The sequence below is a fragment of the Bradyrhizobium sp. CCGUVB1N3 genome, assembly GCF_024199925.1.
GTDB lineage: Bacteria > Pseudomonadota > Alphaproteobacteria > Rhizobiales > Xanthobacteraceae > Bradyrhizobium.
In genome coordinates this window covers 8048117-8061279 of sequence record NZ_JANADR010000001.1, presented here as the reverse complement: position 1 = coordinate 8061279, position 13163 = coordinate 8048117, and the positions used below count along the sequence as shown (strand labels likewise).

General features: G+C 58.0%; 7 protein-coding genes, 1 pseudogene and 1 riboswitch. Of the genes and pseudogenes, 1 reads left to right on the top strand and 7 read right to left on the bottom strand.

What is annotated here, in order from left to right:
- Positions 1–37: 37 nt before the first annotated feature.
- From NLM33_RS38180 to NLM33_RS38170, 4 genes and pseudogenes are all read right to left on the bottom strand, one after another.
- Complete coding sequence (locus NLM33_RS38180; protein ID WP_254103559.1) at positions 38–1423, bottom strand: sugar ABC transporter substrate-binding protein; 1386 nt, start codon at positions 1421–1423, stop codon at positions 38–40.
- A gap of 197 nt (positions 1424–1620) precedes the next feature.
- The gene (locus tag NLM33_RS49900; RefSeq protein WP_371930159.1) at positions 1621–1905 is read right to left on the bottom strand and encodes a hypothetical protein; all 285 of its coding nucleotides are present in this window, start codon (positions 1903–1905) and stop codon (positions 1621–1623) included.
- A 360-nt stretch (positions 1906–2265) separates the two neighbouring features.
- The gene (locus tag NLM33_RS38175; RefSeq protein WP_254103558.1) at positions 2266–3588 is read right to left on the bottom strand and encodes a carbohydrate porin; all 1323 of its coding nucleotides are present in this window, start codon (positions 3586–3588) and stop codon (positions 2266–2268) included.
- Between the two features lie 1266 nt (positions 3589–4854).
- Positions 4855–5785: pseudogene (locus tag NLM33_RS38170) on the bottom strand (TauD/TfdA dioxygenase family protein).
- Between the two features lie 542 nt (positions 5786–6327).
- Positions 6328–6553, top strand: a riboswitch (cobalamin riboswitch).
- A 103-nt stretch (positions 6554–6656) separates the two neighbouring features.
- On the opposite strand from NLM33_RS38170, the gene metE reads away from it, so the two are divergent.
- Positions 6657–8987 carry a 5-methyltetrahydropteroyltriglutamate--homocysteine S-methyltransferase gene (metE, locus tag NLM33_RS38165; RefSeq protein WP_254103557.1) on the top strand — a complete coding sequence of 777 codons (2331 nt, stop codon included), beginning with the start codon at positions 6657–6659 and terminating at the stop codon, positions 8985–8987.
- Positions 8988–9300: 313 nt separating this feature from the next.
- Here the strand turns inward: metE and NLM33_RS38160 are convergent, their stop codons facing one another.
- From NLM33_RS38160 to NLM33_RS38150, 3 genes are all read right to left on the bottom strand, one after another.
- Positions 9301–10623 carry an MFS transporter gene (locus NLM33_RS38160; protein ID WP_254103556.1) on the bottom strand — a complete coding sequence of 441 codons (1323 nt, stop codon included), beginning with the start codon at positions 10621–10623 and terminating at the stop codon, positions 9301–9303.
- Between the two features lie 226 nt (positions 10624–10849).
- Complete coding sequence (locus NLM33_RS38155; RefSeq protein ID WP_254103555.1) at positions 10850–11743, bottom strand: 3-keto-5-aminohexanoate cleavage protein; 894 nt, start codon at positions 11741–11743, stop codon at positions 10850–10852.
- Positions 11744–12180: 437 nt separating this feature from the next.
- Complete coding sequence (locus NLM33_RS38150) at positions 12181–13104, bottom strand: 3-hydroxyacyl-CoA dehydrogenase (protein ID WP_254103554.1); 924 nt, start codon at positions 13102–13104, stop codon at positions 12181–12183.
- Between the last annotated feature and the right edge of the window lie 59 nt (positions 13105–13163).

The window sequence follows — 13163 nt, the reverse complement described above, 5'->3', positions numbered from 1 at the left end:
AGGGGCGGCAATTACACCTGCCGCCCTGCTTTGCCATTCACATGGACGAACGGATCTCTGACGCAAGATCAACCAGCGTCGCCTTCACGTCAGCTCCATTGACCATCTTCTGCATGGCGACGGCCCAAGCATTCATTGCTTCGGCAAAGCCTACGCGCGGCGTAAAGGCAAGTGTAGCCCTGTCCTGCACGATCTTGAACGTCGCGACGAAGTTGTTGAACTCCGGCTTTGCTGCATATTCGAGCCACGTCTTGTCGCTCCACGTGGAGGCGCGCGGAGAGTTCACGAGCTTGCCGGCAACAGCGCCATTCAACTCGACCTGCTTTGACGTTGCCCACTGGATGAACAGCCAGGCTGCTCCCTTCTTCTGGGACGCAGCGTTCATTGCAAGAGACCAGATCCAGATATTGGATTCGAAGGTCTTGGTGTTCGGGCCGTGTAACGGGGGCGCGAACGCGATCTTACCCGAGGCGGGCTTGCCGGTCACGTCATTCCAAAAACCGAACATGTTGGAATCGATCGCCATTGCTGTTCGCCCTGAGTTGATGCCATCGACCACCTGGTACCAATTGTCGTTGGCAAAGGACGGAGCCGCGCACTTCTTGATCATATCCACGTAGTCCTTGTGGAACGCGATCGACTCGGGCGAGTCCAGCCCTGTCTCCAGCTTGCCATCCTTGATGACGAAATCGCGCACGCCATACGATTTGGCAATCGAGATTGCAGCGGTGTGGATGCTGCTCCAAAACCGCACGCCGCGGACGCCTAATGGCGTAATCGCGGGGTCCGCAGACTTCAGCTTCTCGCAGGCCGCGGACATCTGCGGCGGAGTCGTCGGAACGTCGATGCCGTATTTGTCGAGAATGTCCTTACGGTAGAACAGCTGGATGTTTTCAAAGCCATGCGGGATGGCCCACACCTGCCCGCTTCCGGCCTCGATCTGCCCTTCCTTCACTTTCCAGGTCAGCGAATCCCGCAGTGCAGGGAAGAAATCCTTGTAGTCATAGGTCGCCGCGGTGAGTTTTGGGTCGTTCAGATAAGGATCGAGCGGTTCAAGCAACTGGCCTGGTGCGAGATCCCAGGCGGGCTGAATCCCGGTACCCACGACGTCCCAGCTTGGTGACTTTGTGCTGAGCTGGATCGTCAGCTTATTCCAATAGGCATCGTCCGGATAAAGCTCCGGCGTCACCTTGATGCCCGTGAGCTTCTCGAACTCCGGCAACTGGGCTGCGACCGCGTCGGCATACGGATGAATGTCGTATGCCCAGACGATCGACGCACCCTCGAACTGCCGCCAATTGATGTCGTCCGCATTGGCTTGAGTAACCGCTACGGCTGTTCCGGCCCAAAGCGTGGAGCAGATCAGAGCTCTTCTGGCAAAATTGGCCGAATGGCCGCGAAAAGCGGCGAGCTTTCTTGGCATTTTTCCCTCCGATGGGCTCTTTGGCCCGCAAAACCACTCGCCTTCCTCTTCCCGAAAGGCCGCAGCAGCGCGAAGGCTAGCCGCCATTCTTTCGCCGCTAGCGGCCTTTCAAGACAAAGGTTGGGTAAAATTGGGTAATTTGGAAATGAGAGGTCGCGCGTTGGCATCTCGCTATCACGACCCCGACAGCGGATCGTTCAAGCCGTTGGTCGCTCTCTCCACCACAGAAACACAATCCGACGGCGAAGGCGGAAGCGTCCCAGCAGAACGTGCGCAATCCGAATCCTCCGCCCTGAATTGCGCTTCGTCTCCCTCGTAGACTCCGTGCTTGTCGATTCAACCGCAGCGCGGCGCATGAGCGAGTGGACGTCTTTCTGCCCCAGCAAGCCACGTTCGATGGCGATATCGAGAAACGATCGATGTTCGTTGAGCGCGGTCCGCACCATCCCGGCGACACTTGCATACCCGAACTCGGGCACCAGCGCGGTTGCAAGCGCGTTTCACACCTTAGAGTTGCTCCGATAAGACTCGCTCGAGCGCCGCTTTGACATCTGCAGCTGTCCTCGTCCAATAGCGCGAGCCTTGCCGAAACACTGCATTTTTCGCTTCCCTGAACACGGGAACTAAGCAGCCGACATACAACGCTTCTGGGCAATGGCGCGTGCCGTCTGCCCTGATTCGCCTGATGTGGGACTGGATCAGGCCTAAGAAGCCACGTTAGGCGACCAACTGCCAAGACGAGAGTCGCGACATGGCTCACATCTCTTTCTATGCAGTGGCGCACTAGCGGCGATGTCCGCCTTCACCTAGCGAGCATAGCGGACGCACAGAGTTCTCGAATCTTAGAAGAATATCGACGTGGACACCAACAAGTTCAACGCATGTCCCGTACGGGGTGTGAATGTGATGCTTGTCGGATTATTGATGTATGTCAGTCCCAAGCTTGAATATATCCCCGGCGCCAGATGCGCCGTGTATGTTCCAGAAATCGCTGTACTGTCGCGATGCACAAAATGGCCCTTGGCCAAGGCAGCATCCACTGCGAAGTTGCTCCACGCAGTGTTGGTGGCAACAATAGCAATCTGATCGTGCGGCCGGCTGTCAAACAGCCCCTTCGCATAAAGACGAAGCTCATAGTACTGACTGACTCGATTTAAGTCAGGCGGCGCGTACATGACGGAAAATCCCGCATAGATGCCACGAGCTGCCGAGCCTTGGGCATCAGACTGCCAGAACTGCCTGTCCGCGGCGAAGTAATAGATGCTATTGCCGCTGGCTCTCGGTTGAGCCGGATGCTGCAAGTCCGTGAAGCTGCTGTTGTTGAATCCGGCACCAGCCCGCAACCAAGTCTCCGGCAAGCCTGGAGCAGCCTTGTTCTTGTAGCCGGTTTCGTCGAGAAAAAGAACGCCAGCGTTGGTCGTACTCCAGTTCAAGCCCGTCGGATTTTCAGCGATCTGCGCAGATTGACCGTCTGGACTGAGCGAACGCTGTATTGAGGCTTTATTGTAGAAGCGGTCATCAAAATTGTACTTCAGATTGAGAGCTGGCGTCGGCGCCGCATTGTTGCTTATGCCTGCTTGGTACAAGATATTCGATGATGCTCCAAACACGTTGACTGCTGCGTTCCCTCCGACCACCGTGCCTACGAACTCATTTATGTTTCTGAGGTAACCAAATTTGAGTTCGAGCTTCCCGTCGAAAGCGGTCTGATAGTAAGCAATCGTATTGATCCCGACTCTATCTGGCCCGCCAGGCTTCCATGTCCAATATTGCTGCTCGGCTCCCACGATGATCTGACCATCGGGAATCCCAAACCGGCTGAGATCGTACGTCGCGATCATGAAGTTTAGCGTATTAAACGTCGGGTTCTGGCCGACATATAGCTGATCGCGGATGGTGCTTCTCGCTGCATTCGGCAGTTGATTGACGACGAAGGTATTTACTGTCCCGCCGACATAGCCGATCCCGACCTCTTCCAGCGCAGATCTAACGCCGCCGTGATCCTGATCTATCGTATCGGCCGGCCCGGGAATATTGAGCCACATACCTTTTTCCTGGAGGTGCGCGAACTTTGCAAAAGGGGCCGCCTTCGTTTGAGTTCCATTCTTCGCAAGAAGAGCCGCACCGTCGGATTTTGGCGCAAGTAAATTCGTATTTTGTGCCACGCTAGTGACGAGACGCCCGGCTCGTTGGGACCGACCGCTTCGGGATTTGAGAGCCGTAAGGTTTTTCTTTTGAATTCTTTCCGACCCAATCTCACTTGAAGTGTCTTTTTTGGGGCTAGGCTCGTTGGCAGCTTGTGCTCCCGCCGCTCCCCCGACGGTACTCGCGGCGAGAGACAGTGCAACAGCAAACCATCTCTGCGCGCTCGCTTCAGGAACTTTCGTCTTCAGCGCGCGAGCCGCGAGACAAAGCAACTGACGAGAGCGAAGCCACGAGACCTTTGACGCCTGAGTGCTTGACGACCGCGCAAGACAGTTTGCTCTCGCCTTCCATGAAACGAGAGAGATTGCAGTAGAAGTAGACCCCATAGCTGCAGATGACGAGACAGCAGATTCATCAGGCCCGTCGTTGCTGCGGCCAGATCCATATCGCATCCCGACTTCCTTGACGTGAGGGGCACCACTCTCGTTGACGCACGATTGCCATGTGCCCGCCGGCTGCATCAATTGCCAAGGTTGGCAGGTGACCGGGGGTAAGGCGCTGCTTATCGATTCGCGTGCTCAATTTCCAACGGACAGCGCGTTCGATTGAATATTCGCTTCTCCAGGCATTCCGCTCCGAGAGGTGGATGCAAAAACCATTTCAGGACGTCGGCTCGTTACAGACACTGAGACGCGCAAAGCACGCTCTTGGCGTGGTCGCCACGAAGTCGTCGGATCGTCTGCTGGAAGAGGTTGGCTTTCCCGCTCATAGCGTGCTTCGCAAAGACATGGGATCGACCACCGCGGAAGCGCTTGCAGAGCGGCAAGCCGGTTTTGCTGATGCGCGATAGATTTGCGCGGATAGACGACCCATCTTCAATCTACTGAATAGCCATAGCTATGGGATTGGACGGCATTCGAGCTCGCCCAAGACCAACGAAACGTGCTGACTCTGGTTCAGAAGGCGCGGCGGCTCGGCAAGTGTCGAGGCCAATACGCGGGAGAAAACCGATCGAGAGACGCGCAGGAACCTAAAGGAGGACATTCTTTCGAATGAAGAGCGCCTGTGCTGACGCGACAAAACCCGCGTTCTTGCGGTTCGTCCATTGCAGGTCTACGCAGCTCCATCAACCCGATGCGACCTCTCCGGGAATCCATGCCGCTCTTGGGTTAAGAGCTGGCACGATGGCTTTCAATGACATCGTCGAGCTGCCGATGCTGCATACAGGGATGGGTGACAAAGGCAGAGTTTGCATCGGCCGGACCGCGGTCAATCCTGTGGGCCGGCTAGGCGACCTTCGCGGCCGGCTCTTTTGCTCTCTTGATGCGCGTTACGCTGTTCTGACCATCGATGCTGACGGGTACCTCGCCAGCGACGGTGGCGCGACGAACGACCCGATGCTGATCGCCGTAATCGTTCACCGCGTAGTGTTGTGTGGCGCGATTGTCCCACATCGCCACATCACCTTCCTTCCAACTCCAGCGCACGGTGTTTTCGAGCGCCGTGATATGAGACTGAAACAGATCAAACAGCTTCTGGCCGTCGTATTTCGGGATGCCAACAAAACGTTGCACCAGGGCGCCGAGGAGCAGCGTGCGTTCGCCAGTCTCGGGGTGGACGCGCACGACTGGATGCTCAGTCTGATAGATCGTTTTGGTGAAGACTTCGTCCAAGTGCTTCTTGTCGAGCTCGCTGGCGCGGGGCATTATTGCGTAGTCGAAGGCGTTGCTGTGAACGGCCCAGAGCTTGTCCGCAAGCCGTTGCAGCGGCGGTGCCAAGTCGAGGTAGGCTGTGACGGTGTTTGACCAGACCGTATCGCCACCGAACGGTGGCATCACAACGCCTCGCAGCACCGCAATCTTAGGGTAGCCATCGACGAAGGTCCCATCGGTGTGCCACAGGTCGGCCCGGCTGCCGGCGCGGACCGAATCAAGCTCGATAATCGACGCCGTCCCCTTAATGGCACCGAGCGTCGGATGACATGCCGGACTTCCGAAACGAAGAGCAAAGCGCTCCTGCTTCGGCGTCGTCGAGATGACCCTGGTCGCGAAAAAAGATCACCTTGTTCTCGAGCAGCAGCTCGTTGATTGCGGCGATCGTCTGGTCCGGTAGATCGCCCGACAGCTTGATGTTTCGGATTTCCGCTCCGATGCGCGCTGCGCGTTTGACGATGTCGGCGCGAGGAATGACATTATCCGACAGGCCCGTTGCAATCATAGCGGCACTCTCCAAATTCGCGGCTTGTTCGCCAGACCAGCTGCTCGGTTGCGATAGGGGCTGTCGAACGCCAAATTGCTGGACCGCATAGCGGGTCCGTCAAACTCCACGGTGACGGCGACAAGCCACCCTCGTGCGCTCTTAACGGGGTCTGCGACAGGTGAGGTGTGGCCTATGTGACGGTCTTTCATTCCATGATTGACCGATCTGCCGGTTCGATCAATTGCTAACATTGGTAGTTGACCGGAGCGCAAAGGTTTAGACTTCGCTGGACGATCGATGCAGAAATTGCCGCCCTGTGCCGAACGAACAAGAAACTCATGGCGTTGGATAAGGACATGAGAACGCTTGAGATCGGAAGGACAGGGCTGCCAAGCCTATCGACAACAATGGCCGTCAGGGGCGCTGGTCAAAATTTGGTTTTGCACCCCGTCGTCAAGCTGTTCGTTTGGAGTGACCTCCATTGTTGAGGCCGTATTCGCGGCAGCATGCCGCAGAAAAGGTGGTCCTCCTCAGAGGTTGACGTACCGCCCCGGTTGCAGATAAATCGAAGGCGTCGAGGTTCTCCAGGTCTCGCTCGATCTGGAGCTAAGAGGGAAGCCGGTGCACTCACGATCCGTTCAGGATTGAAGTAATGCCGGCGCTGCCCCCGCAACTGTAAGCGGCGAGTCCGCATCCATACGTGTCACTGAAGCAGATGCTTCGGGAAGGCCGGATGCAGACGATGACCCGCGAGCCAGGAGACCTGCCCCGACAACATAAACGTCCACGGGCGGGGTGTCCGGTGGTACGCCAAGCAGCAGGCGCTTTCGCAGCCCCTCCTGCCCGCGTCCGCCATGGCCTTTGCCCCCACCATAATGGGGTTAAAGCTATGTCTCTTCTCTCACTTCCTGTCGCAACTCTCGGCACGCCACGTATCGGGCCACGCCGCGAACTCAAATTGGCACTCGAAGGCTACTGGGCCGGCAAGATCAGCAGCCGGCAGCTTCTTGAAGCTGCGGCCGGACTTCGTGTCGCCAACTGGGCGCGCCAGCACTCGCTTGGCGTCACCGTCATCCCCTCAAATGACTTTTCACTCTATGATCAGGTTCTCGACACGAGCGTCATGGTGGGCGCCATTCCCGAGGCGTATGGCTGGGAGGCAGGTCCGGTCCCGCTGAAGACCTATTTCGCCATGGCGCGCGGCTCTCAAGGCGGGGAGCATGAAGCAAATAGCAGTCACCCCAATGACGCCGGCGGGTCCGCCGCGCAGGAGATGACCAAGTGGTTCGATACCAACTACCATTACATGGTGCCCGAATTCTATAAAGGTCAGACCTTCAGGCTCTCCTCCCGAAAGCCGATCGAGGAATATGAGGAGGCGAAAGCCCTTGGCTATCAAACGCGTCCGGTTCTGGTTGGACCGGTCACCTTCCTGAAGCTCGGCAAGAGCGCTGATCTGGCGTTTGATCCGATCTCGCTGCTCGATAGTCTCCTGCCAGTCTATGTCGAGGTTCTCAAGGAGCTGGCGAAACGCGGAGCCGAGTGGGTCCAGCTTGACGAGCCGTGTCTGGTGCTTGATCTCGACGAGACCACGCGGAATGCGCTTCAGCGGGCTTATGGGTGTCTCGCCAAGGAGGTACCTGACATCAAGATCATGCTGGCCACCTATTTCGGGGCGATCGGCGACAACCTGGCGACCGCTCTGGAGCTGCCTGTGGCTGGACTGCACGTCGATCTTATCCGCGCTCCCCAACAATTGAGCCAGATTGAATGCGGCGCCCGCGCGGACCTCGTGGTTTCGCTCGGCGTCATCGATGGCCGCAACGTGTGGCGTTCAGACCTATCGGCATTGATCGAGCGGTTCAAACCCGTCATTGCAACGTTCGGCAGGGATCGCGTGCAGCTCGCGCCCTCCTGCTCGCTCCTGCATGTCCCAATCGATCTTGAGCTCGAGACCGATCTCGATCCGGACGTGAAGAGCTGGCTTGCCTTCTCGGTGCAGAAGATCGGCGAGCTCACGGTCCTTGCGAAGGCGCTCGCAGGCGAGGCGAGTGTCGCAGCCGCCCTGGCCGCATCCGATCTGGTGGCGACGGCGCGCGAGACCTCCCCGAAAATCCACGACGCGATCGTTGCACCGAGAATGGCAGCGATCGACGACACGATGCGCCGCCGTACCAGCGCCTTTGCCAACCGCGCAGAGGTCCAGCGCAAGCGCTTTGGTCTGCCGGCCTTTCCGACGACGACGATCGGCTCGTTCCCGCAGACCGCCGACGTTCGCAACGCTCGCGCTGCTCATGCCAAGGGCAAACTGACGGACGCGCAATACGAGCAATTCCTCAAGGCGGAGACGGCCCGTACGGTGCAGTGGCAGGAAGACATCGGCCTCGACGTGCTCGTGCATGGCGAATTCGAGCGCAACGACATGGTGCAGTATTTCGGCGAGCAGCTCTCCGGCTTCGTGTTCACCCAACACGGCTGGGTGCAGTCCTACGGCTCGCGTTACGTTCGCCCGCCGGTTCTGTTCGGCGATGTCTCGCGACCGAAGCCCATGACTGTCGAATGGTGGCGCTACGCGCAATCGCTGACCAAGAAACCGATGAAAGCAATGCTCACCGGGCCGGTGACGATCCTGAACTGGTCATTCGTCCGCGATGACGTACCGCGCAGCGAGACCTGCCGCCAGATCGCGCTTGCGATCCGCGACGAGGTCGGCGACCTCGAAAAGGCCGGCGCGACCATGATCCAGATCGACGAGGCCGCGCTACGCGAAGGCTTGCCGCTGCGCCGATCCGACTGGAAGGCCTATCTCGACTGGGCAGTGGAAAGCTTCCACATCTGCTCCTGCGGCGTCGCAGATGCGACGCAGATCCACACCCACATGTGCTATTCGGAGTTCAACGCCATCATCGATGCAATTGCCGCGATGGACGCAGATGTCATCTCGATCGAGACGTCGCGTTCGAAGATGGAGCTGCTCGATGCGTTCACGGCCTTCAAATACCCCAACGACATCGGCCCCGGCGTCTATGACATCCACTCGCCGCGCGTTCCCGAAGCCACTGAGATCGGAGATCTCATCGCCTTGGCCCGCCAACGTCTGTCGGACTCGCAGCTCTGGATCAATCCTGATTGCGGCCTGAAGACCCGCAAATGGGAGGAGGTCCGTCCGGCGCTCGTCAACATGGTCGCGGCGGCACGCGAACTTCGCAAGGCGTCTTGATGCGTGAGCTCGGTAGTTAGAGTTGCGTTCATTTGGCGGAATGCCGATCCGTTTCTGGATCAAATGCATTCGCTTCAATGGAGGAACTCCGACAACTCGCATTTCCGCTGAGTGAGCCGGTCGCGCCCATTGCAGCCTCGCTGGGTCACTTGGCAGCGAGATGCGCGGGCGCGGCCAATTGCATCTGCAAGGAGCCCGGTGAGGACCGTTTCAGACGACGTGAGAAGCAGCAGCGATTTCCAATCGGTCGTTCAGCAGACGCTACGCTGCGGCTTAACGATTGGTTGGAGGGGCCTCTACTCAGGCGGCCCGCTCAGAAAGGAAAGTCATCACCATACGTAGCCACCGGTCTAAGGCTGCTGGCGATGCCGGTTGCAACAACCAGGATGAATGCCATTGCGATCATACCGATATCAAAGGATCCCGTCGCATCCTTCAGAACGCCAACAATGTACGGACCGACGAAGGCGCCAAAGGCACCAATAGAATTGATGAATGCGATGCCTCCGGCAGCAGCAGCGCCGACAAGGAAACTCTGCGGCATCGTGTAGAGGATTGTCCACGCGGAGATCGTGCCGATCAGAGCAAGCGTCATGCATGTGAGCGCCGACACGAGCGAGGTGAGCATCACCGAAACGACAAGTCCGGTCGCGCCAAGCATCAATGCGGCGATCAGGTTGTAGATCCTGTACCCCTTACGATCGACACGGCGCGCCCAGTACAACATGCCAATCGTAACAAAGAGATAGGGCACGGCCGAGAGCCAACCGACCTGCGTGTTGTTCAAGTTGTGGCTCTTTAGCATCAGGGGGAGCCAGACGCCGATCCCATAAGAACCGACCGTAAACGCGAAAGTGATGCCCGTCAACTTGAGCACGCGGACGTCCTTCATCGCGGCCCAGAGATCCTTTTTGACCTTCTTGTCCTTCTCCGTTGCGAGCTCGTTCAGCAACGCATCACGCTCGGTGGGCGTCAGCCACGAGGCCTTGTCCGGCGTGTCGGCAAGCAGGACGAGGCATAGAACCCCGAGCAGGCAGGCCGGTAGGCCTTCGATCAAAAACATCCACCGCCAGCCGGCCAGTCTCCACACCCCGTCCATTTCTAATAGCAAAGCCGAGACTGGATTGCCGATCAACGCGGACAGCGGTGTTGCAGCCATGAACCAGGCAAGAACGCCCGTTCGGGTTCGCGCCGGAAACCAAATTGAGATGTACCAAATGGCGCCGGGGAAGAAGCCTGCTTCAAACACACCCAGAAGGAAGCGGATCACGTAGAAACTGTATGGTCCAACGGCGAACGCCGTCGCCGCGGCTGCAAGGCCCCAGGTCACCATGATGCGGGCGAGCCAGCGGCGCGCGCCGAAACGATACATCATCATGTTGCTGGGAACTTCCAGCATGCAGTAACCAAAGAAAAGGATCCCCGCGCCCCAGCCGAATTGTGAGGCGCTCAAGCCAATGGCTTCGTTCATCTGCAGTGCAGCGATGCCGACGCTGGTCCGGTCAAGGTTGTTGAAGAGATAGGCAAGACCCAAAAGTGGCACCAGCCGCCGCGTGTTTTTGGCAACAGCGCTCGCGACCAGGTTAGAGCTCGCCTCATGGTTGGCATGACATTGGGCAGCAACGGAGACTACCACTCGTTCTGCTCCTACAAATTGACGCCGACGACACGTCCTTTTTCGAGGACCGAAGCTGCGCGGCGATACCAGGCTGAAACTTGAGGATCTTTGCCACAGGTGGCCGATCGCTCATTTTCAAAGATCAACAACACTTTGCACGATTGGCGCTCATGCTCTGGACCTGTCGAGAGCCGCTCATCGGATCAACGAGTCATCTTCCGATTGGGAAACTGTCGATACCGGACTATTTGGGTGGCGCAAGCCCGAGCATCGTGCGCGCTTCCACTGCGGTGGCGGGCTCGTACCCGAGTTCTCGGATAATTCTTACCGCTCTTTCGACAAGCCGCACGTTAGTGGCAAGTATACCCGGCTCGAGGTACAGATTGTCTTCGAGTCCGACGCGAACGTGGCCGCCGGCGAGCACCGCATGAGTGGTTGCCAGCAACTGAGCTCGACCGACCCCGCTAACGCAAAACATCGCTCCTTTTGGAAGATTCCCGATGAGCATGTCGAGAATCTGCGGAGTGTACGGCAATCCCCCCTGGATTCCGCGATCGGCGCCAAGAACGAAATTGATCCAATAGGGCGGCTTGTCGAACCCTTTATTGATAAGGCGTATCGGATCTTGGAGAAGATGAGCAAGTGAGAAACATTCCCATTCAGGCTTGATGCCCGTCTTTTGGAATCGTTTTGCCATGATGTTGCAGCGGCTGGGCGAGGTGTTAACGACAATCTCACGGCCACCAAAGCTGGCCAGAACGGTATGAGCGCCAAATGTCGCCATGTCAGCGCCGGCTTCGAAGCCTTTTAGACGCTGTTCGAATATAACCTCATCGAGCCCGGGCCCTATGGATCGCACCATATCTCCATCGATGCCCCCGCCCGTGCTGTTATTGATGATGATGCCGCACTTTGTCAGGATCCGGGAGTTGATGTCCTGGTAGATCTCCGAACTACAGGTCGCGCCATCGTCCTGCCTGCGCGCATGCAATGCCACAATAGATGCGCCCGCATCGTAGCACCTGTACACATCCTCGGCGATCTCGCTGGGCTGGGTCGGAAGGTGCGGGTTTTGAGCTTTTTTCACCACGCCTCCCGTTGGCGCAATCGTGACAATGACCTTGCGCTCAAAGTTCATACTTCGTCTCCTGACATCGACTGCTGAAGTCACTTATGGGCGGATCTGACCACTTCGCTCAAGAACGCTTTGATGCTAGACGTCCAGGCAAGTGACCTCTGCGGCAAGTCGAAGCCTCCAACACCTGGCGTTCATCCCGGTCGTTTGAGCCGTTCGGGCTCGTTGTTCCGGACGAGAACGGTGCCGTCGGCACCTTATGCGGGTGAGGTCGCGAACTTTGCGGGTCGAGAGCGGCGCTTCGGACGCGAGGCCCAACCGCTTGGGCGTCGGACGCCGCGAACTGCCTCGGCGTGCCTTCTGCCTTCAGTGCCATGGCGTTTGCGACGATCTGTGCTCTTGTGGCAAACAGCGCCGTCCAGCTCGTGCCAACAGGTTGGTGCCGACGACGGCGCGTGGTCGAAACCGGCTTGTTTCCGGTCATTTCAATTCCTCGATGGTTATATTTCGGCATACCCGATGCCGGTGAAATTTCCCTGAGACCAAAGGAGATTGCGTTTGTTCTTTCCATCGAGATCGGCGGAATAGATCGAACCGGCGAGGTCTGTGATGAACATCTGGTTGCCGGCAACGTCGAGCGCGATGCCGATACCCTCCATCAGGTGCGTGATCAGGATCTCAGGCTCCGTCCTTATGTCGACACGCGCGCGATTGACTGTGTTGCCACGCGGAGGATCACCGCGGTCGGTCCAATAGAGCACGCGGTTCGCCAGATCGAATTCAAGGTGAATCGGTTCCGGCAAGCCATTGAACAGCACCTCGATGTCGGAGCGGTTTGCCGGGTGTTCACCCCTGGGGATGTCAATGTCGGCGCGGAAGATACGGCCCCGGCCGGCATTGTCAGGACCTTTTTGCGACCAGTAGATTTTGCGGCGCTCGGTGTCGATCGTGACGCCGATGCACCACCTGGTCGGGTCGCGCCGGTCCATGTCACCGCAGCCTGCCTCGATCAGCGTCTCTATCTCAGAGCCGTCGAGATTGCACCGCATAACCTGCATCCCTTCGCGGTCACACCAGTAGAGCTTGCCGCCTCTCCGATCGATCTGGATCTGCTTCGGTGTGAACGTGACGCCGGGCGGAACGATGACTTTGCGAGCGCTTCCATCGATATTTGCGCGCTCGATCGAACCATCGTTGACGGCGACACCGGACCCCATGTTGGTCCAATAGATGTGACTATTGCCGACATCGATGGCGATTCCGTCAGGAGGCTGACAATCGGCGACAATAACCTTTCTACCGGAACCATCCGGATTCATCGCTTGAATACGGTTGGTGCTCACCTCGAGAAAGAATAGTCGTCGACGGACTGCGAAGTCCCGGTCGGGCGAGAGTTCCGTGTCGGTCGCATTAGCGTCGGTCATGCCATTCTCCCTCCCATGTGCTTGAGGCGAGATAGCGTCCGAAGCCGCATAGCGATGTG